Genomic DNA, 19,087 nt, shown 5'->3' with positions numbered 1-19,087 from the left:
GACGGTGGGGGGAGCGGATCCGGGCGCCGGCGCGCGTGCGCCGGTACGCGGGGCCGGAGCCCGGATCCGGTCGTGCGTACACGGGTGGCGGATTCGCACGGACTTCCGTCACCGGCATACGAGTTCAGCAGTTCGGCACGCCCGGAAGCCAGGCGTCCGCCACATCGCCGAAGATGGTGGAGGGATAGCCGCCGTGGTCCGGGAGATGCGACCAGGCGTCGTCGCCGCATCCCCGGAGGCGACCATTTGTCATGCACCTGATAACCATCGCCGGCGGGCTCACCGCCGGCCGCCGCTGTCCGTGCACTCCGGAACGCCCGGCAGTCTGCTCTCGGCGTCGATGTAGACGGTGGTCATATAGCCCCCGTACTGCGGCAGATAGGCCCACCAGGGGCTGCTGTGCGGAGGGTCGGAGATCACCTGCCCGCGCTTCTGGCAGGAGACGAGGACGTCCGCACCCGCGGGAAGCGTGCTGACCACCGCCGAGGAGGTGGTGGCCCCGGCGCGGATCCGCACCCCGTCGCCCCAGGTCTCGAACCACGTTCCGGCGGGGCGCCGGGCACCGGGGACGTCCAGGGAGCCGACGAGCCGGGTGAGGCCCGAGTACGCGGTGCCGTACGGGGTCCCGTCCGGGTGGAGGGAGAGGACGGCCACGATGGTGCGGTCGTCGGGACCGACCGTGCCCGTGGTGTGCAGGGCCTCGCGGACGAGGTCCACGCCGGCGGCGGAGCGGGCCGGGGAAGCGGGGGAAGGGGGCGGCGTGCCCTCCCCGCCGGCGGTGGACGGGCCGGCCGCGCCGGCGGGGTCCGCCGCGCCCGCCCGGGTGGCCGTATCCGCCGCGGCCGGGGTCCCGTCCGCCGTACAGCCGCCCGAACTGAAGCCGGACCAGCCCTGCTTGACCGCCCACGGTCCCTCGAAGGCCGAGGGGACGCCGAAGTACTGGTCGTAGCCGTCGTTGGCGCAGCGCGTCGCCCGGTGGAGGTTGCCCATGATGAAGTCCCGCACCGGGGCCGGGGATTCATCGAGGATGTACCGGTAGATCCGCACGGTGTCGGCGGCGGTGAGCGAGGTGTAGCCCCAGTAGCCGGGGTAGGCCGCGGGCGGCGGCGCGGTACCCGTCAGCCCGAGCCGGGGGACCATCCGTTCGATGATCGCGCTGCGGCCGCGCAGGCCCCAGTAGTGGCTCGCCTCGTCGTCGTCGCTGCTGCGGAGCATGGCTTCGAGGCGGCCGCGGTCCTGCTGCGGGATGTCGTAGCCGGGGCCGCGGTCCCAGAGGAAGTCCAGGGTCAGCAGCAGTTTGACGATGGAGGCGGACCGGAAGCGGTGGTCCGCGTTGACGCGCTCCGTGAAGCTGCCGGTGCGGCGGTCGAAGACGGCCACACCGGCCGTGACGTCCGCCGGGATGTCCGCGCCGGGCGCCGCGGGCGGCGACTGGCGGGGCTGTCCGGCGCTCGCCGGGGCGGCGAGGAAGGCGCCGAGCAGCCCCAGCGCGAGGGCGACCCCGGTCAGCGGTCTCCGCATCCGCCGGGTGCGCGCGGCGGCGGGACGGGCAACCGGTGGCGGCGGGGCCGGCGCGGGGCCGGCCGTGCGGGGGGCGGGGTCACCGGGCGGGCCGGGGGGCTGGGTGGGGGCCGGGGTGGTTCCTGGTGGTTCCGCGTGCATCGGTCTGCCGACTCCTCGGGGCCGTACGGAAGGGAACACGGACGCAGAAGCGCTGATCAGCGCACAGGCTGACGGAGTGTTTCCGGCGGCGGCAAGGCATTCGACCTCAAGCGAAGAGCTCCGGGAGTCCGTTGTCAGCGGCGGGACGGCCCGCTTACGTTTCCGGCGTCCCGCGGCGACCGCCGCCACCCGGCCCGCGGTCCGCCTCCCCGACCAAGGAGCACGCGTGAACCTCAGACGCCTTCCGGCCGCACTCGCCACCGCGCTCGTCGCGCTGGTGGGCCTGCTGGCCCTGCCCGCCCAGGCGGAGACCACGGGCGCGGCCAGGGCCGCCGCGCCCAACTTCAAGGCCCCCTACCCCTGCGGCCAGAAGTGGACCTACAGCCACCACTCGGCCGAGGTGCGCCGCGCCCTGGACTTCGTCCGCTCCGACGGCGGTTCCACGGCCGGCACGCCCGTCCTGGCCTCCGCGGCCGGCACCGCCACCCGGCACAGCCAGCCCAGCGGCGCCGGCAACTACATCGTGATCGACCACGGCGGCGGCTGGAAGACCTACTACTTCCACCTGTCGAGCTTCTCCGTGGCCAACGGCGCGTCGGTCGCCCAGGGCCGGCAGATCGGCGTCACGGGAAGCACCGGCAACTCCAGTGGCGCGCACATCCACTACGAGCAGCTCTACAACGGCACCGGCCAGGACATCAGGATCAACGGTTCCGCACTGGCCTACCCCGGCAGCTACAACCAGTACCACCTGACGAGCGACAACGGCTGCGGCGGCTCCGGCTCGCCGTTCACCACCTGGGGCACCGACGTCCGCGTCCGCGCCGACGCCCGCCTCAACGCCTCCGTGGTCACCGTGCTCCCCGGGCCCACCAGCGTCCGCGTGCTCTGCCAGAAGCAGGGCGACACCGTGAACGCCGAGGGCTACACCAACAACTGGTGGAGCAAGCTCCGTGACCAGGGCGGCTTCATCAGCAACATCTACATCGACCACCCCGCCTCGAAACTGCCGGGCGTACCGGTGTGCTGACCCGGCGGCGGCCCGGACGGCCGGCGAACGGGGGGCCGCACGGCGGCACACCGGCGCCGTACGGGACCGGACCGCACGGGGGCCCGTACGGAAACGAACCGTACGGAACGGCGAGCACGGCCCGCAGGGGCTCCGGATCTCCGGGGCCCCTGCGGCCGTTCCGGTCGCGGGACGGCGCGGAGCCGGAAGCGGGCACGCGGGCCGCGCCGTACTCCCCCGGCCACCGCCCTCCGGGTCAACTGCCCACCCGCACAGGCTCGTTCGGCCTCCGCCACTCCTGACGGACGCTCACTCCCCTCCTCTTCTCCCCCCGTTTCCGGGCCGTTCCCGGACGGGCCGCGCTGTGACCGCCAACGCCCGTGAGGATCGCGTCCGATGACCTGACGCCGGGATGCCTACCCGCGTAGACTCCCGCGCGACGCTTACGGGAGACAAGCCGAGGCGGCCGGATCCGGCCCGTCCCCGACCAGGGCGGGCCCGCGACGCATTCCGGGGGTGCGCAGTGCTGCGTGTGGACTTCAGCGGACGGGAACTGGCCCGGCTGCGCATGGCACGGAGCGTCGATCCGCTCTGGGAGATCGCGCTCAGCCTGCATCTCCTCCAGACCCGGCAGGCGGCGCTGGTCTTCGACCCCTGGCGCCGCGAGGTGCACGGAGCCCTGGAACGGTCCGGGCTGACCGCGGCCGTGCGCGGCCTGATGCTGCTCTGCCCGCCCGCCGCCTACTTTCCCGACTTCCTCACCCCCGGCGGCGAACCGGACCTCGACACCGGTCTGGAGAAGGTGATGTCCACGCCCCGGCAGCGGCTGGCCGCCGAACTCTCCCGGCTGTACGCGGGCGCCCCGCTGCCCAGCGGCGTGCGGCGGCTGGCCGAGGGCAGCCCGGAGGCCCTGCGCTGGCTGGGCACGGCGCTGCGCCGGTACTACGCGGTGGCCGTCGAGCCGTACCTCCCGGCCATCCGCACCGAGGCCGCCGCCGACCGCTCCGAGCGGGCCGAGGCGGCCCTGACCGGCGGCGCGGAAGGGCTGCTCGCCAGTTACGGCGTGCTGCCGGAGTGGCGCTGCGAGGGCACCGCGCTCCGCGCCCCGTACCCCATGGACCGCGAGATCCGGCTGGACGGGCGGACGCTGACCCTGGTCCCGGGCTTCTTCTGCGTCCGGGCACCGCTGGCCCTGGCGGACGACGAACTGCCGCCGGTCCTCGTCCACCCGCTCTCCCCCGCCCCGGGCTGGCTGGAACGCTCCCGGCCGAGCGAGAGCACACCGCCCGCCGCCCAGCTCATCGGCACCTCGCGCGCCCAGCTCCTCGGGCTCCTCGACCGCCCGATGACGACGACGGGCCTGGCCGCGGCCCTGGACCTGGCCCCGTCGACGACGAGCCGCCACACCTCCGTCCTGCGCGAGGCGGGCCTGCTCACCTCCCGCCGCAGCGGCCTGTGCGTGCTGCACCGCCGCACTCCGCTGGGCGAGGCGCTCCTGGAGGGGGCGCTGCGGTGACGTCCGCCCCGGGCCCGGCCGGGCCCGGGGAAGGGTTCACCAGGGGATGTCGACGCCCTCCCAGAGGGTGAAGGTTCCGGAAGGGCCGTCCGGTCCGAGACGGGCTACCCGGACGATCTCTCTCGCAGCGTCCCGGACCGACTCCGTTCCCTCGAAATTGACGAGAGCGGTGTTGGCGAATCCCGGGGAGACGAGGTTGACCTTGATGCCGGTGGTTTCCTGTTCGATCATCATCGACAGTGTCATCGCGTTGAGCGCGGACTTCGACGCGGCGTAGACCGGTTCGAACGCGGCATGGAACGAAAAGGCCGGATCGGCCATGGTCGTCAGCGATCCCAGGGCGCTCGTGACGTTCACGACGCGCGCATCTGCCGAGTCGCGAAGCAACGGGAGCATCGCCTGGTAGACGGCCAGAGGGCCGAAGACATTGACCTCCCAGACGGCTCGCACCTCGTCGAGGGAGACCGTGCCCGGTGCCGACAAGGCGCGCAACCGGGACATGTCGCGAATGTCGTTGCGAGTGGTGGAGATCGCGGCGTTGTTGACGAGGAGGTCGAGCCGCCCTGCCGTTTCCCGGATGCGGTCAGCGGCAGAGGCAGTCGACGCGGCGTCGGTCACGTCCAATTGCAGTGCGACAGCTCCACCGCCGATCTCCAGGGCTGCTGCCTCACCGCGAGCGAGGTCGCGGGAGCCGACGAATACGGTCACGCCGTCGGAAACCAGTTCCCTCGCCACGTGCTTGCCCATGCCCTGATTGGCTCCGGTGACAAGAGCGATGCGGTCAATGGGCACGGGACTCTCCTTCTGTGGTGCGATTGCGGTGGACGAGCGCTCGTGCTGTCCGGCACAGCGCGCTCCTGGACAACTGTCGGGTGCCTCCGGCGGGGCGGGAAGACCCGCTGAGGAGTGGTCCTGGGAGGGCCACCCCGCGCGGTCGGGTCGGTCGGGTCGGTCGGGTGGGAGAATGGGGATCATGTCGGCGAGAAACAGGGCGGACTTCGGAAGCTACCTCCGGGAGCGACGGTCGAAGGCGGCACCGCCCGAACGGCCGGACGGCCGGCGCCTCTCACGGCGACAGGTTCCTGGACTGCGGCGTCAGGAGCTGGCGGAGGCCGCGGGGATCTCCGTCGAATACTGCACGCGCCTCGAACAGGGAAGGGTGGCGCATCCTTCGAGAGAGGTACTGGCCGCACTGGCCAGGGCTCTCGGCCTCCCCTCGGCGCAGCGGGACCACCTGTTCCGGCTTGCGGGCGAGCTACCGCCCGAACCCGCGGCGCCGGACAGCGAGATCCGTCCGGGGCTTGACCGCCTGCTGCGCAGTTTCGGGAGCTCCGTCCCGGTCTCCGTCCACGATGGGCGCCTGGACGTGCTGGCCCGCAATGCTGCGGCGACCGAGATCCTCGGGGAGCCTCCCACCACGGGCCGGTACGGCCGCAACATCGTCCACCAGGGCTTCACGGCAACGGCGCGCCGCATCCTCGGCAGCGAGGGCGCCGACCGCTACGCCCGCTGGGCGACGGCCGAGCTCCGTTCCGCCGTCGGCCGCTATCCCGACGACGAGCGCCTCCGCGGTCTCGTCGCCGAACTGTCCGCCACCAGCGGCGATTTCCGCCGTCACTGGGCACAGGGCGAGGTCGCCGCCGAACGGTCCGGTGTGAAGCGGTTGCGCCATCCGACACGCGGATGGCTGACGTTCCAGAGCGAAATGCTGCACGACACCGCACGGGATCACTGGATCGTCATCTACGTACCCGCCACCTGACCCGAAGCGCCGAGCGGCCACGGCCGTGAGGCCGCCGCGCTGCCCGTCGGTTCCCGTCGCGCGGGGGCGGGAACGCGCTCTCCGCCCGTCCGGCGACGGCGATGGACAGGCCGTCGAGGAGCACCCGGACCCGCCGCGGAGATGGCCGGCGTCCTGCTCGCGCCGCGGCGGCACGGGTCCGGTGCCGGACGCCGCCGGCGAGCCGCCGTTCCGTTACGCCTTCCGGGTCCGGCCGGGTGCCGTCCGGGACGGGGGCGGCCATCATGGGAACCGGCCCGTCCCGGGCCACCGGCCGGCGGGCCGCCGGAAGGCCCGGGTCACCGGGCCGGCCGGGCGGGAGTGGACGGAGGGTCCCGATGATGCCGCTGTTTCCGCCGATGCCGCTCGCGGAGTGGCGGGACACCAAGGAGACGCTGCACCGGTTCGCGCAGGTCGTCGGCAAGATCCGGCTTGCCGCGAGCATCCGGCGCAACCACTGGTGGAATGTTCCGTTCCATCTGACCGGACGCGGGATCACCACCCGTCCGATGGGGCAGGCCGACGGCAATCCGGTCTTCACCATCGACTTCGACTTCGTGGACCATCAGCTGGTCGTCGCGGCGCTGGACGGCCGGGCGTCGTCGTTCCCGCTCTACGGCCAGTCCGTGGCGTCGTTCCACGACCGGACCCTGGCCGCCCTGGACGCTCTGGGCGTCCGGACGGAGATCCGCGTCCCCCGGCCGTTCGATCTCCCCGACTCGGCCCGGCTGTTCAGCGAGGACACCGAGCACGCGCGGTACGACCCCGTGCAGGCCCATCGCTACTGGTGCGTCCTCAGCCAAGTGGCGCTCGTCCTGGAGGAGTTCGCGGCGCGGTTCTCCGGCAAGGCCAGCCCCGTGCACCACTTCTGGCACACCTTCGACATCGCCCACACCCGGTTCTCCGAGCGCCGTGTCGAGCAGCCGCCCGAGGCCGATCCGGTGACCCGGGAGGCGTACTCGCGCGAGGTGGTCAGCTTCGGCTTCTGGTTCGGGGACGAGAGCTTCGCCGAACCCGCGTTCTACTCCTACACCACGCCGGAGCCCGCCGGACTGGCCGGGGAACCGCTCGCTCCGGCTCCGGCCCGGTGGGTCGAGCGCGGGGACAGCCATCTGGCGGTGCTCCGTTACGACGACGCCCGCGCCGAGAGCGATCCGCGCGCCGCCGTGCTCGCCTTCTACGAGAGCGCGTACCGGGCCGGTGCGGGCAGGGCCGGCTGGGACCTCGACGGGCTCGCCTGCCCCGGAGGGATCACCGACCCGCGGCTGCACCGCCCGTGACGGGAAACCCGGGAAGCCCGGGCCAGAACAGCCGGGGTCCGGGGGCGGGCACGCCGTTGCCGCGCACCCGGTCCCGGCCCCTCCGCAGCTGGACATCCGCGCGCGGCGGGGGCCGCTCAGAGCCAGTGGTAACGGCGCTCGGGGCGGCCCGCGGTGCCGTAGCGGAGCCTGACCTCGGCGTGGCCCGCGGAGACGAAGTACTCGAGGTACCGCCGGGCGCTCACCCGGGACAGGCCGGTGAGGGCCGCGCACTCCGAGGCGGACAGGCCGTCCCCGGCGTCGGTGACGGCCTCCCGTACGAGAGCGGCCGTCTGCTCGGTCACCCCCTTGGGCAGCCGCGCGGCACCGGCCACCGGGCGGGCCGTGCCGGCCGGCGGAACGGCAGCCGGCGCGGCTCCCGGCGGCGCCGGCCCGGCGGCCGGTGCGGCCGGTGCGGCCGGGCCCACGGCGAAGACCCGGTCCACGTCGTCCTGGCCCGGGGCCGTGAACGTCCGCAGTTCCCGGTTCCGCCGGGCGTAGTGCAGCAGCCGCTCGTGCAGCACACCGGCTTCGAAAGGCTTGATGATGTAGTGCACCGCCCCGCCCCGCAGGGCGCCCCGCACCGTCTCCGCGTCCCGGGCCGCGGTGACGACGAGCACGTCCGTCTCCGAACCGGGGGAGCCGCCCTGCCGCAGCGCGCGCAGCACGTCGAGCCCGCCCATGTCGGGCAGGTAGATGTCCAGCAGGACCAGGTCAGGCCGCAGCTCCCGGACCGCCGCCAGCGCCTCCGCGCCGCTGCGGGCCTCGCCGACGACCGTGAAGCCGGGCAACTGCTCGACCTGCCTGCCGTGCAGCCGGGCCACCATGAAGTCGTCGTCGACGACGAGTACGCGGATCATGCCTGGGTCCCGTTGTTCCGTTCGTTCTCGTTCCGCGGCAGCCGGGCCGTGAAGACCGCGCCGTCCGCGCTCACACTGCCTCCCCGCCGGGTACAGACCAGGCGGGTGATCGCCAGGCCGAGCCCGCGCGAGGAGCTCTGCGGGGCCGCGGCCTTGGTGGTGAAGCCGTACCGGAAGACCTCCTCGGCGAGGTCCGGGGCCACTCCGGGCCCCGAGTCGCGCACCCGGACCCGGACCTCCGTCGCCTCCTCGGCGAGGTGGACCTCCACCCATCCGCCGGGTCCGCCGCCGCGGACCGCGTCGAGCGCATTGTCCACCAGGTTGCCGACCACGGTCACCAGGTCGGAGGAGAGGGATTCCCCGACCGGCCGCAGACTGCTGCCCGGGCCGATCCGCAGGGCGGAGCCCTGTTCGGCGGCGAGACTCGTCTTGGCGATCAGCAGTGCGGCGAGGGAGGGGTCGGCGACCCGGGAGACGACCTCGTCCGTCCGCAGGGACCGCGCTCCGCTGATACCGCGCACATAGCGCGCCACCTCCGGGTATTCCTCCAGTTCGATCAGACCGGCGATCACGTGGAGCTGGTTGCTGAACTCGTGGGCCTGCGCCCGCAGGGTGTCGGTCGCGCTGCGGGTGGTGTCGAGTTCGTGCTGGAGGGCGACGAGTTCGGTCAGGTCGCGCATGGTGGTCACCGAACCCACGGCCCGCCCGTGGGTGAGCAGCGGCATCCGGTTGAGGGTCACCATCCGGTCGCCGGTGAACACGATCTGGTCCCGGCCCTGCACCCGGCCGGTGAGGACGTCGTGGAGCCGCGGCTCCACCGCACAGGACTCCAGCGTCCGGCCGACCGCGTCGTCGGGCAGTCGCAGCAGTTCCATGGCGGTCTCGTTGGCCAGTGTCAGCCGGCCCGCCGGGTCCAGGCCGACGACGCCCTCCTTGATGCCGTGCAGCATGGCCTCCCGGTGCTCGACCAGCGCGGTGATCTCCTCCGGCTCCAGGCCGAGCGTCTGGCGCTTGATCCTGCGGGCGAGCAGTACCGAGCCGGCCGTCCCCAGGGCGCTGGCGAGTCCGAGGTACAGCAGCAGGTTGGGGGTCGCCGTGGCGAGCCGTTCCCGCATCCCCCGGTACTCGCGCCCGGCGGCGACCACACCGAGCATCCGGCCCTGTTCGCCGAAGACCGGCACATGCGCCACGAGGGAAGGGGATCCGCCAGGGGCCGTGGTGCCGATCCACGACCGGCCGTCGAGCACCCCGCTGTCGCCCAGCGGCAGCAGTTCGCCCATCCGCCGCGGGTCGGCGGAGGTCAGGATGCGCCGGTCCGCTGCCGTGATCATCACGTACGACACCCCGGAGACACTGCGCACGCTCTCCGCCGTCGGCTGGAGGATGTCCGCCCGTTCCCCGTCGGCGAGCCCGGCCCGTACCGCGTCGAGGGACGCCACGGTCTCGGCGATGCTCAGCAGCCGGCGGCCCTCGGTCCGGCGGAACTCCGCGTCCGACTGGGCCACGGAGACGGCGGCCACCACGGCCAGGACGACCACGACGAGGCCGAGCTGGAGCGCGAGGAACTGGCCCGTGAGCGACAGGCGGGGAAATCCGGGCCGGAGAACCGGAGCCGTGCGGCGCACAGGACCGCCCTCCTCGTTCCGGCTTCCGCCCGCCGGGCCCGGAGATCCCGTCCGCCGGCGTGCGAGCCATTGTGCTGCCGGAATGCTGTTTCCCGGCCGTGAACACTATGGCCAAAACTTTCCTTTCAGCCAATACGCGCACAACCCCCGCACCGCCTTTCCCCCCGCTTCCCGCGCTGTTTCCCTGTGGGCTCCCCCCGAGAACCCCCTGGAGGAAACATGTCCCGCAGACGTCCCGGGCTGCTCACCGCGGCCGCCGCCACGACCGCGGCTCTGCTGCTCACCGCGTGCGGTGGCGGCTCCGGCGCGGCCGCCGGCGGCCCCTGGAAGCCGACGAAGCCCATCGAGTACGTGGCCCCGGCCAACACCGGCGGCGGCTGGGACACCCTGGCCCGCAGCACCGCCCGGGTCATGGAGGAGGGCGAGGTCGTGGACCGGCCGATGCGGGTGGTGAACAAGCCGGGCGGCGGCGGCGCCATCGGCTGGGCCTACGTCGCCGGTCACGAGAAAGACCCGCACAAGCTCTTCGTCACCAGCCCGCCGATCGTCCTCGTGCCCCTGGCCGGCGAGTCCCGCCACTCCCACCGGGACTTCACGCCCATCGCCAGGCTGATCAGCGAACCGCTCGCCTACGTGGTCAAGGACGACTCGCCGCTCAAGACCTTCGGCGACTTCGCGGACGAGCTGAAGGCCGAGCCGGAGAAGCTCAGCGTGGCCGGGGGTTCCGGCCCGGGAAGCCTGGACCACGTGGGCCTGGCGGGCGCGGTGCAGGCGGCGGGCGCCGAGCCGGCGAAGGTGAAGTACGTGCCGTTCGACGGCGGCGGCGAAGCGATCACCGCGCTGCTCGGCGGCCACGTCGACGTCGCGGTCGCGGGGGCCTCGGAGGCCCAGGGGCTGGTGCGGTCCGGGGATGTCCGCGTCCTGGCCGTCTCCTCCGAGGAGCGGGTGGCGACGCTGCCGGACGCACCGACGCTGCGGGAGTCCGGCACCGACTACCAGTTCGACATCTGGCGGGGCGTCATGGGACCGGCGGGGCTGACGGACGAGCAGGTCGCCTATTACGAGAAGGCCTATGCCGACATGCTGGACCTGGACGGCTGGAAGAAGGAGCGCGACCGGCTCGGCTGGACGGACGCCTGGATGGGCAGTGCCGAATTCGGCGAGTTCCTCGACACCCAGGAGAAGGAATTCACCGAGATCCTCTCCGACGTCGGTATCAAGAAGTAGGCGGTCGGTTCCGGTCATGCATCACTTTCGTTTCTCCCACCGCACCGTGGCCTGTGCCATCGGACTGCCGGCCGCCGCGTACACCGTGCTGGCCTTCCGCATCCCCGAATTCGCCGCGGTGCAGGTGCCGGTCCAGCCCGGCACGCTGCCCCGGGCCCTGGGACTGCTCCTGCTGGTGCTCTCCGTGGCGCTCTTCTTCCAGTCCGGTTCCGGGCCGGCCGGCGGGGAGGGCCCGCCGGACACGGGGGCGGAGGAGGCCGGGGCCGCCGGCGCCGGCGGGAGCACCGGTCAGGACGCCGTGGCCGGTGAGGCCGGCGGGGCCGGTCCCCGCCGGCCGGCCCCGCCGGCGGCGGCACTGGGCCGGCTCGCCGACGACCGGCTGGAGCTGCTGGCCCTGCTCGGCTCGATCTGCCTCTACGTGGTGCTGTTCGTGCCGCTCGGTTTCGTCCTGTCCACCGCGCTGTACGTGACCGGCACCGCCTGGTACCTGGGCTACCGCCGGCACTGGGCCAACGCGCTGACCGGCACGGGCCTGGCCGCCGGCCTGTACCTCGGCATGTCCGAAGGGCTCGGCGTCGCCCTGCCCACCGGGCCGCTGCCCTTCTGATCCCCGGAGTCTCCATGGACACCTTCGACCAACTGCTCTACGGGTTCGGCGTCGCCCTCTCCCCCGAGAACCTGGCCTTCGTCTTCCTCGGATGCCTCATCGGCACGGTCATCGGCATGCTGCCCGGCCTCGGCCCGATCAGCGCCATCTCGCTGATGATCCCGGTCGCCTTCACCCTCGACCCCGCCTCGGCCATCATCATGCTGGCCGGGGTCTACTACGGAGCCATCTTCGGTGGCTCGACCTCGTCCATCCTGCTCAACGCGCCCGGCGTGGCCGGAACGGTGGCCACCTCCTTCGACGGGTACCCGATGGCCCGCAAGGGGGCCGCGGGGAAGGCGCTCGCCATCGCCGCGTTCGCCTCCTTCACCGGCGGCACCGTGGGTGTCGTCGGCCTCATGCTGGTGGCGCCCTCCCTCTCCGCGCTCACGGTGAGCTTCGGGCCCGCCGAGTACTTCGCACTGATGGTGCTCGGGCTGACCGCCGTCGTCTCGCTCTCCGGGCAGAATCTGACCAAGGGCCTCGTCTCCGCCACGGTGGGCGTGATGATCGCCCTGGTCGGCATCGACTCCCAGACGTCGACCCTCCGCTTCACCTTCGGCCGCCCGGAACTGTACGAGGGCGTGCAGTTCCTCATCGTGGCGCTCGGCGTGTTCGCACTGGCCGAGGTCTTCGTGATGGTCCTGCGGCGGGGGCGGGACGCCCGGAGCGGAACGCTCACCTCGCTGCGGCTGAACCGGCGCGAGGTCCGGCGGATGAGCGGGCCCACCGGGCGCGGCTCCGTGCTCGGCTTCCTGGTCGGGGTCCTTCCCGGCGCCGGCGCCACGGTGGCGTCGTTCCTGGCGTACTCCTTCGAGAAGCGCATCGCCAAGGACGGCGACACCTTCGGCCAGGGCAACATCAAGGGGGTCGCGGCACCGGAGTCCGCCAACAACGGGGCGGCCGTCGGCTCGTTCGTCCCGCTCATGACGCTGGGCGTGCCCGGCTCCGGGACCACGGCGGTCCTCCTCGGGGCACTGCTCGTCCTGGGGGTACAGCCCGGCCCGCTGATGCTGGAGGAGCGGCCGGAGATCTTCTGGGGCGTGGTCGCCAGCATGTACGTCGGCAACCTCGTCCTGCTGATCCTCAACCTCCCCCTGATCCCGCTGTTCGCCAAGGTGCTCAGGACCCCGCAGACGCTGCTGGTGCCGCTGATCGTGGTCTTCTGCGTCGTCGGCGTGTACGGGCAGAGCTTCAGCGTCTTCGACCTGTGGCTGCTGACGGGGTTCGGCGTGCTGGGCTTCCTGATGCGGAGCAACGGCTTCCCCGCGGCCCCGCTGATCCTCGGGCTGATTCTGGGCGGCCTGATGGAGCGCTCGATGCGGCAGGCGCTGCTGATCTCCTCGGGAGACTTCGGCACCTTCCTGACGAAGCCGATCTCCGCCGCGCTGCTGGCGGTGGCGGCGCTGTCGCTGCTGGGTTCGGTGGCGGGCCCGTGGCGCCGCCGGAGGGCGGCGCGCCGTGCGGCGGCCGGCGGGGCGCCGCTCCCGGCCGGCGGCACTGACGCCGAGAGCGCGGAGGCCACCCCGGAACCGGGGAGCGCGGAGTCCGGGGACCGCCCGGAGGTTCCCGGCCATGGTGCGGCACGGGACCCGGATGCTTTCATGGGCGGCGTCACCAGCAACGGGACCGACCGGGACGGATGATCACGAGAGCGGGCGGAGCGCGGCGGGCGCGGCGGCCGGGACTGGCCGCCGCGCTGGCGGCGGCCTGTCTGCTGCCGGTCGGGGGCTGCGCCCCGGGGGCGCCGGCACAGGAGCCGCTCCGTCTCATGGTGCCCGTTCCCGCCGGCGGCGGGTACGACTACACGGCCCGCACGGTCGCGGTGACCCTGCGGGACACCGGTCTCGCCGGCGAGGTCGAGGTCTTCAACCTCCCCGGCTCGTCCGGCACGGTGGCGCTGACCCGGCTCCTCCACGAGACGGGCAACGACCGGATGCTGCTGCAGATGGGTCTGGGACTGGTCGGCAGCGTCCTGTCCCAGGGAGTTCCGCACGGCATCGACGAGGCCACGCCGGTGGCCAGGCTGATCGCGGAACCGGAGGCGGTGGTGGTGCCGGCCGACTCTCCGTACGCGTCCTTCGGGGAACTGGTTCGGGCCTGGAAGGAGAGCGAACGGGGCGGCTCCGGAGGTCTGGTCGCCGGAATCGGCTCCCGTGTCGGCGGCCCCGACCACCTGGCCCTGATGCTGATCGCCGAGGCCGTCGGGCTGGCCCCCGCGGAGGTCGGTTTCGACCGCTACGACGGCGGCGGCCAGATGCTGGCCCCTCTGCTCGGCCACCGGGTGGACTTCGCGCTCACCGGCGTCGGCGAATACCGGCACGCGATCGCCGCCGGACAGCTCAGGGTGCTGGCCGTGACGGGTCCGCGCCCGGTGAGCGGCGTCGACGCCCCGACCCTGCGCGGGGCCGGGTACCCCCTGGAAATCGTCAACTGGCGCGGGCTCCTGGCGCCGCCCGGCCTCACGGAGGGGCAGCGCGCCGAGGTCACACGGCTGCTGGACCGGCTGCGGGCGACACCCCAGTGGCAGCGCGCCCTGCGGGAGAACGGGTGGACGGACGCCTATCTGACCGGCGACCGGTTCTCCGCGTTCCTCGCCGCGGAGAACCGGCGGGTCGGCAGGGTCATCGACCGGCTGGGGCTGGCCGGGGAAGCGGACGGCACCGGGTGACGGGCCCGCTCACCGGCGGTGTGCGCGGCCGGAGCACGGCCCGGGGCCGGGTGCCGCGGTACGGCCGAGAGCCGGGTGCCGCGACTCCGTTGTCGCCGCACCCGGCTCTCACCCTTGCCGCCGGGTTCACCGAGCCCGGGGTCTCTCCCCCGCCTGGTGTGCCCGCCCGTGTGCCCGCCTGGTGTGCCCCGCCCGCACCGGCCGGTCAGCGGACGGGGCCGTCCATCCGCTCCCGGTCCGTGTGTCCGGCGCCGTTGGGCGGGGGCGCGCCCCGCTCGCGCGGCTGTTCCCGGCGGTGACGCAGCAGGCCCCTCGCCCAGTGCCAGGCGGCGACCGGCGGGATCACGGTGCTGGTGAGCGCCATGGTGGTGATCTCGTCCGGGGTGCGCGGCCCGGGCAGGACACGGGCGGCGGCGAACTCCGCGGTGCCGGCCAGCCACAGCGCCGCGGACACCGCCGCCGCGCGGGGCCGTCCCGCGGCGGTGAGGGCCAGGGCGCCCGCGCCGGCGGCGGTCACCGCCAGATGCCGGGGCAGCCGGCCGCGCGGCGCTCCGGCACGGGCCCACCAGGTGCGGCCGTGCAGCCGGTTCATCAGGACGTCGTCGGCGTTGCCGGCCTGGGTGCGCACGGAGACCCAGCGGTCGGCCGGGCGCACCGGGTGGGTGGTGCGGCGGCTGCCCATCGTCAGGGTCCAGCCGGCGTCCAGCGCGCGCAGGGCCAGGTCGGCGTCCTCGCGGAAGGCGCGCGGGAAGCGCTCGTCGAAGCCGCCGAGGGCTTCGAGGGCGGCGCGCCGGTAGGCCATGTCGGCGGTGATCCACTGGGAGGTGGCGAGCCCGGCGGTGTTGCGCTCCCAGTCGGTCGGCGGGCGGTCCCGCGGGAGCGGGACGGTGATCCGGGCCTGGATCCCGGCCGTCGCCGGGCCGGCGGCGGCCAGGTCGGCCGCGAGGTCGGCCGCCCAGCGGGGGCCGGGCAGGACGTCGTCGTCCAGGAAGACGATCCACGGCTCGGGCGCGGTCTCCCAGCCGGTGTTGCGGGCGGCGGCCGGCCCGCTCCCGCTGCCGGGGATGCTCCGCACGAGCTCCAGGAACCGGTCCGGGATGTCGACGGCCAGGGGGGTGCAGTCGTACGGGGGCCGGTCGTCGACGAGGACGATCCGCCGGGGGGCCGGCCCGCCGGCGTCGACGGCCGCGGCGAGCGCGCGCAGGCAGGCGCCGAGGCTGGGCCGGCCGAGGGTGGGGATGACGACCGCGTACTCCGGGTCCCCCGGGGTGCCCGTGTTCCTCGCGTCGGGGCCGCTCACCGGGGCATCTCCGGGGTGTCCGCGCCGCCGCCCGGCGCCCCCTCCGGGCCGGCCGGCCCGGTGGCTCCGCCGGGTCCGGCTCCGGGGAGGCCCGGTCCGGTCCCGGCGATTCCCGCCGCGGCGGCTCCGCTGCCGGCCACCGGCTCGCGGACCGGGGCCGTGCGGACCGGCCGGGCCGACACGCCGTCCGGCGTGCCGTAGGAGGGGACGGAGCCCACGGCCGCGAAGCCCTCCGCGTCCGTCGCGGACAGCGGCTCCGCCGCGCCCGCCGCGTCCGGCTGCCCGCCCGCGAAGAACGTGCCGCGCCGCACCACGAACGGGCCGATGGCGAGCAGGTCGACCGGGGAGGAGCCGAAGCACTCCAGGGCGTCGCGCGGGTCGTCCACCATGGGCCGACCGGCCGTGTTGAGGCTGGTGTTGACGACGACGGGCAGCCCGGTCCGCCGTTCGAAGGAGCCCAGCATCCGGGCGACCAGGGGCTCGTTCACCGGGTCGACGGTCTGGATGCGAGCGGTGCCGTCGACGTGCACGACGGCCGGGATGCGGTCCCGCCACTCCTCGGCCACCTCGTGCACGAAGAGCATGTACGGGCTGGGCATCGGCCCGTCGAAGATCTCGGGGGCGCGGTCGGCGAGGACCATCGGCGCCACCGGGCGGAACTGCTCGCGGCCCTTGACGTCGTTCAGCCGCTCCAGATTGCCGGAGCGGCCCGGGTGGGCCAGCAGGGAGCGGTGCCCGAGGGCCCGCGGCCCGTATTCCGAGCGGCCCTGGAACCAGGCGACGATCCGGTCCTCCGCCAGCGCCTCGGCCACCGTCTCCGCGACGTCGGCGGGCCGCTCGTACGGGACGGCGGCGGTCTTCAGCCAGCCCTCCAGCTCGGCGTCGGACCAGCGGCGGCCGAGGTCGGCCCCCGCCAGGGGCTCGGTGCGGTCGCCGCCGCTCGCCGCGAGGTACAGCGCGCCGCCCAGGGCCGTGCCGGCGTCGCCGGAGGCGGGCTGCACCCACACCCGGTCGAACGGGCCCTCGCGGGCGATGCGGGAGTTGGCGACGCAGTTGAGCGCCACTCCCCCGGCCATCGTCAGCAGGGAGTCGTGCGTCCGGCCGTGCAGCCAGCGCACCAGGTCGAGCAGCGTCTCCTCCAGGCACGCCTGGGCGCTGGCGGCCAGATCGGCGTGGTCCTGCGTCCACGCCTCGCCCGGGCGGAGCGGGGAGCACAGCTCGGCCCACGGCACGCCGGCGGCGCGGAAGCCGCCGTCGCCCGTCGCGTACACGTGCTTCCGCAGCTCGCCGAGCATGCGGGGGGTCCCGTAGGAGGCGAGGGCCATCACCTTGTACTCGTCGGAGGAGCGCAGGAAGCCCAGATGCTCCGTCAGTTCCTCGTACACGAGGCCGAGCGAGTGCGGCAGCTCCTGCCCGTGCAGCGGCTCGATACGGTCGCCGACACGCCGTCCGGCCAGGTGGGACGTGGCCTCGCCGCGGCCGTCGAGGACGAGCACGGAGGAGGTCTCGGCGCCCGGCGCCGCCAGCGCGCTGGAGGCGGCGTGCGCCATGTGGTGCGGGACGAACCGCACCTTCTCCGGGTCGAGTCCGGGGAGCGCGGTGTGCAGGAAGTTGGGGGCCTCGCGGGCGTAGGCCAGGCGCAGATGGTCCCAGGGGTCGTCCAGGCCCATCGTGTCGGCGGGCCGGGCGAGCCGGGGGTCGAAGGAGTACGCGACCGCGTCCAGGTCCTGCGGGCGCAGCCCGGCCTCGGCCAGGCACCAGGCGGCGGCCTTCTCCGGGAGTTCCCAGGCGGAGAAGGGGAGCGGTCGTTTGCCGTGCTTGCGCCGCGAGAAGCGTTCCTCCTCGGCGGCGGCGACGGTGTGGCCGTCGATGACGAGCGCCGCGGCGGGATCGTGGAAGAGAGCGTTGATTCCGAGGATGCGCATGGGTTTCCGCTCTTTCGGCGGCCGGGGCCGCGAAGGTCTCGGTGGACAGGGAGGAAGGGAACGGGGCGGGGCCGGGACGGCGGGAGGCCGCAGGGGCTCGGGAGCCCTGCGTGCTGTGGGACGTGAGCCCCTGGAGCGGCCGCGGACCGGCCGCGGCGGCCCCGGCGCGGCGGGCGCCTCGCCCCGGTGCCGGTTGCCGGCGCCGGTGCCGCGCCGCTCAGGCGGCCTCCGCCCCGGGCCGGGCCCGCTGCCGGTACCACTCGATGGTGCGGGCCAGCCCTTCCCGGGCGTCGACGAGCGGCGCCCACTGGAGCTTGCCGCGGGCCAGGGTGATGTCCGGGCAGCGCACGGCCGGGTCGTCCGTCGGCCGTTCGATGAAGCGGACCGTGGAGGGCGAGCCGGTGAGGTCGATGACCTGGTGCGCCAGGTCGAGCATGGTGATCTCGTCCGGGTTGCCGAGGTTGACCGGCCCGAGGAGGTCGGACGCGGCCAAGGCGAGAATGCCCCGGACGGTGTCGTCGACGTAGGCCAGGGAGCGGGTCTGCCGGCCGTCGCCGGTGACCGTCAGCGGTTCGCCCGCCAGCGCCTGGCGGATGAACGTGGGCACGGCGCGCCCGTCGTGCCCGCGCATCCGCGGACCGTAGGTGTTGAAGAGCCGGACGATGCCGGCGTCCGTGCCGCGGGCCGCGGCCTCCGCAGTGGTCAGCGCCTCGCCGAAGCGCTTGGCCTCGTCGTAGACGCTGCGCGGGCCGACCGGGTTGACGTTGCCCCAGTAGCGCTCGTTCTGCGGATGCTGCAGGGGGTCGCCGTAGACCTCCGAGGTGGAGGCGAGGACGAAGCGGGCCTCCCGTTCGCGGGCGAGTGCCAGCGCGTTGCGGGTGCCGAGGCTGCCGGTGTCCAGGGTGTGCAGCGGCAGCCGGAGGTAGTCGGCGGGCGAGGCGGGCGAGGCGAAGTGCAGGACGAGGTCCACCGGTCCGGGGACGTGCCCGGCGAACGGTGCGCTGACGTCGGCCCGCAGCAGCGTGAACCCGGGGTGGTCCCGCAGGTGTGCGATGTTGCCGGGCGTTCCGGTGGAGAAGTCGTCCACGCAGGTGACGGCGGTCCCTTCCGCCAGCAGGGCCGTGCACAGGTGGGAGCCGACGAAGCCGGCCCCGCCGGTGACGACGGCGTGGTCCCAGCGGCGGCCGCCGTCACCCGGCACGGCTCCGGCCGGTGTCGCGGGCCGTGCGGCGGCCCTGTCCGCGGGCGGCGCGGCGGCGCCCGGTCCGGAAGGGCCGGCGGGCCCGCCGGGCCCGCCGGATCCGGGTATCGCTGCCTTGTCGGCGGCGTCCATGGGGAGGTCTCCTTTCCGCACCGGCCTGCTCACTGCTCCTGCGCCACGGCCTTCTCGACCTGGTCGGGGCCGGTGAACTTCTTCTGCCCGAGACTCTCGATCTTCTCGACGATCTTGCGGTCGGCCCCGTTGCTCTCGGCCAGGGAGGCGAGGGACTTGCGGTCCGCCGGGTAGTCGGCGCCCTTGAGGGCCTTCTGCAGTTCGATCGGATTGACCTTCTCGGCCATGTCTCCTC

17 protein-coding genes are annotated in these 19,087 nt (G+C 74.0%); 8 read left to right on the top strand and 9 right to left on the bottom strand.

The features are described 5' to 3' along the window. Positions 1-124: 124 nt before the first annotated feature. Both SXIN_RS32850 and SXIN_RS28755 read right to left on the bottom strand, forming a co-directional pair. A complete protein-coding gene (locus SXIN_RS32850) occupies positions 125-253 on the bottom strand; it encodes a hypothetical protein (protein WP_267133928.1) in 129 nt (42 codons plus the stop codon). Between the two features lie 26 nt (positions 254-279). Next, on the bottom strand, positions 280-1,521 hold the full coding sequence (locus SXIN_RS28755; protein ID WP_192883641.1) for a hypothetical protein: 1,242 nt from the start codon (positions 1,519-1,521) through the stop codon (positions 280-282). Positions 1,522-1,888: 367 nt separating this feature from the next. On the opposite strand from SXIN_RS28755, the gene SXIN_RS28750 reads away from it, so the two are divergent. Both SXIN_RS28750 and SXIN_RS28745 read left to right on the top strand, forming a co-directional pair. After that, on the top strand, positions 1,889-2,692 hold the full coding sequence (locus SXIN_RS28750) for a M23 family metallopeptidase (protein ID WP_019708490.1): 804 nt from the start codon (positions 1,889-1,891) through the stop codon (positions 2,690-2,692). A gap of 502 nt (positions 2,693-3,194) precedes the next feature. Continuing rightward, the gene (locus SXIN_RS28745; RefSeq protein WP_019708491.1) at positions 3,195-4,187 is read left to right on the top strand and encodes an ArsR/SmtB family transcription factor; all 993 of its coding nucleotides are present in this window, start codon (positions 3,195-3,197) and stop codon (positions 4,185-4,187) included. A gap of 36 nt (positions 4,188-4,223) precedes the next feature. Here SXIN_RS28745 and SXIN_RS28740 read toward each other — a convergent pair whose 3' ends face one another. Then, complete coding sequence (locus SXIN_RS28740; protein ID WP_019708492.1) at positions 4,224-4,979, bottom strand: SDR family NAD(P)-dependent oxidoreductase; 756 nt, start codon at positions 4,977-4,979, stop codon at positions 4,224-4,226. Here SXIN_RS28740 and SXIN_RS28735 point away from each other — a divergent pair. Continuing rightward, on the top strand, positions 4,963-5,949 hold the full coding sequence (locus SXIN_RS28735; RefSeq protein ID WP_337589379.1) for a helix-turn-helix domain-containing protein: 987 nt from the start codon (positions 4,963-4,965) through the stop codon (positions 5,947-5,949). The two genes, SXIN_RS28740 and SXIN_RS28735, sit on opposite strands and share 17 nt — an antisense overlap. Before the next feature lie 359 nt (positions 5,950-6,308). Continuing rightward, complete coding sequence (locus SXIN_RS28730; protein WP_039817367.1) at positions 6,309-7,247, top strand: DUF5996 family protein; 939 nt, start codon at positions 6,309-6,311, stop codon at positions 7,245-7,247. 116 nt (positions 7,248-7,363) lie between these two features. On the opposite strand, the gene SXIN_RS28725 is transcribed toward SXIN_RS28730, so the two are convergent. Next, a complete protein-coding gene (locus SXIN_RS28725) occupies positions 7,364-8,125 on the bottom strand; it encodes a response regulator (protein ID WP_095757763.1) in 762 nt (253 codons plus the stop codon). Further along, complete coding sequence (locus tag SXIN_RS28720; protein ID WP_019708495.1) at positions 8,122-9,750, bottom strand: sensor histidine kinase; 1,629 nt, start codon at positions 9,748-9,750, stop codon at positions 8,122-8,124. The genes SXIN_RS28725 and SXIN_RS28720 overlap by 4 nt, the downstream gene beginning before the upstream one ends. A 219-nt stretch (positions 9,751-9,969) precedes the next feature. On the opposite strand from SXIN_RS28720, the gene SXIN_RS28715 reads away from it, so the two are divergent. Genes SXIN_RS28715 through SXIN_RS28700 form a run of 4 tightly spaced genes read left to right on the top strand, consistent with a single transcriptional unit; the run spans position 9,970 to position 14,294 of the window. Next, a complete protein-coding gene (locus SXIN_RS28715) occupies positions 9,970-10,977 on the top strand; it encodes a tripartite tricarboxylate transporter substrate binding protein (RefSeq protein WP_019708496.1) in 1,008 nt (335 codons plus the stop codon). A gap of 16 nt (positions 10,978-10,993) precedes the next feature. After that, a complete protein-coding gene (locus tag SXIN_RS28710) occupies positions 10,994-11,584 on the top strand; it encodes a tripartite tricarboxylate transporter TctB family protein (protein ID WP_095757762.1) in 591 nt (196 codons plus the stop codon). A 14-nt stretch (positions 11,585-11,598) separates the two neighbouring features. Beyond that, entirely contained in the window at positions 11,599-13,269 is a 1,671-nt protein-coding gene (locus SXIN_RS28705; RefSeq protein ID WP_095757761.1) for a tripartite tricarboxylate transporter permease, read from the top strand. After that, entirely contained in the window at positions 13,266-14,294 is a 1,029-nt protein-coding gene (locus SXIN_RS28700; protein WP_095757760.1) for a Bug family tripartite tricarboxylate transporter substrate binding protein, read from the top strand. The genes SXIN_RS28705 and SXIN_RS28700 overlap by 4 nt, the downstream gene beginning before the upstream one ends. A 205-nt stretch (positions 14,295-14,499) precedes the next feature. On the opposite strand, the gene SXIN_RS28695 is transcribed toward SXIN_RS28700, so the two are convergent. The 4 genes from SXIN_RS28695 to SXIN_RS28680 form a co-directional block, all read right to left on the bottom strand. Then, positions 14,500-15,594: a glycosyltransferase family 2 protein gene (locus SXIN_RS28695; RefSeq protein WP_095757759.1), complete on the bottom strand. Its 1,095-nt coding sequence runs from the start codon at positions 15,592-15,594 to the stop codon at positions 14,500-14,502. Beyond that, positions 15,591-17,519 carry a carbamoyltransferase family protein gene (locus tag SXIN_RS28690; protein WP_095757758.1) on the bottom strand — a complete coding sequence of 643 codons (1,929 nt, stop codon included), beginning with the start codon at positions 17,517-17,519 and terminating at the stop codon, positions 15,591-15,593. The genes SXIN_RS28695 and SXIN_RS28690 overlap by 4 nt, the downstream gene beginning before the upstream one ends. Positions 17,520-17,736: 217 nt before the next feature. After that, the gene (locus SXIN_RS28685) at positions 17,737-18,852 is read right to left on the bottom strand and encodes an NAD-dependent epimerase/dehydratase family protein (protein WP_095757757.1); all 1,116 of its coding nucleotides are present in this window, start codon (positions 18,850-18,852) and stop codon (positions 17,737-17,739) included. Positions 18,853-18,881: 29 nt separating this feature from the next. After that, positions 18,882-19,079: a DUF2795 domain-containing protein gene (locus SXIN_RS28680; protein WP_019708501.1), complete on the bottom strand. Its 198-nt coding sequence runs from the start codon at positions 19,077-19,079 to the stop codon at positions 18,882-18,884. Between the last annotated feature and the right edge of the window lie 8 nt (positions 19,080-19,087).

The sequence above is a fragment of the Streptomyces xinghaiensis S187 genome (genome assembly GCF_000220705.2).
GTDB classification, from domain to species: Bacteria; Actinomycetota; Actinomycetes; order Streptomycetales; family Streptomycetaceae; genus Streptomyces; species Streptomyces xinghaiensis.
This window is presented reverse-complemented; position numbering and strand designations above follow the sequence as displayed.

Coding starts and splice junctions, on each gene's coding strand:
- SXIN_RS28715 (WP_019708496.1), top strand. CDS start 9,970: ATGTCCCGCAGACGTCCCGGGCTGCTCACCGCGGCCGCCGCCACGACC.
- SXIN_RS28725 (WP_095757763.1), bottom strand. CDS start 8,125: ATGATCCGCGTACTCGTCGTCGACGACGACTTCATGGTGGCCCGGCTG.
- SXIN_RS28690 (WP_095757758.1), bottom strand. CDS start 17,519: ATGCGCATCCTCGGAATCAACGCTCTCTTCCACGATCCCGCCGCGGCG.
- SXIN_RS28710 (WP_095757762.1), top strand. CDS start 10,994: ATGCATCACTTTCGTTTCTCCCACCGCACCGTGGCCTGTGCCATCGGA.
- SXIN_RS28700 (WP_095757760.1), top strand. CDS start 13,266: ATGATCACGAGAGCGGGCGGAGCGCGGCGGGCGCGGCGGCCGGGACTG.
- SXIN_RS28735 (WP_337589379.1), top strand. CDS start 4,963: ATGCGGTCAATGGGCACGGGACTCTCCTTCTGTGGTGCGATTGCGGTG.
- SXIN_RS28680 (WP_019708501.1), bottom strand. CDS start 19,079: ATGGCCGAGAAGGTCAATCCGATCGAACTGCAGAAGGCCCTCAAGGGC.
- SXIN_RS28685 (WP_095757757.1), bottom strand. CDS start 18,852: ATGGACGCCGCCGACAAGGCAGCGATACCCGGATCCGGCGGGCCCGGC.
- SXIN_RS28705 (WP_095757761.1), top strand. CDS start 11,599: ATGGACACCTTCGACCAACTGCTCTACGGGTTCGGCGTCGCCCTCTCC.
- SXIN_RS32850 (WP_267133928.1), bottom strand. CDS start 253: ATGACAAATGGTCGCCTCCGGGGATGCGGCGACGACGCCTGGTCGCAT.
- SXIN_RS28755 (WP_192883641.1), bottom strand. CDS start 1,521: ATGCGGAGACCGCTGACCGGGGTCGCCCTCGCGCTGGGGCTGCTCGGC.
- SXIN_RS28730 (WP_039817367.1), top strand. CDS start 6,309: ATGCCGCTGTTTCCGCCGATGCCGCTCGCGGAGTGGCGGGACACCAAG.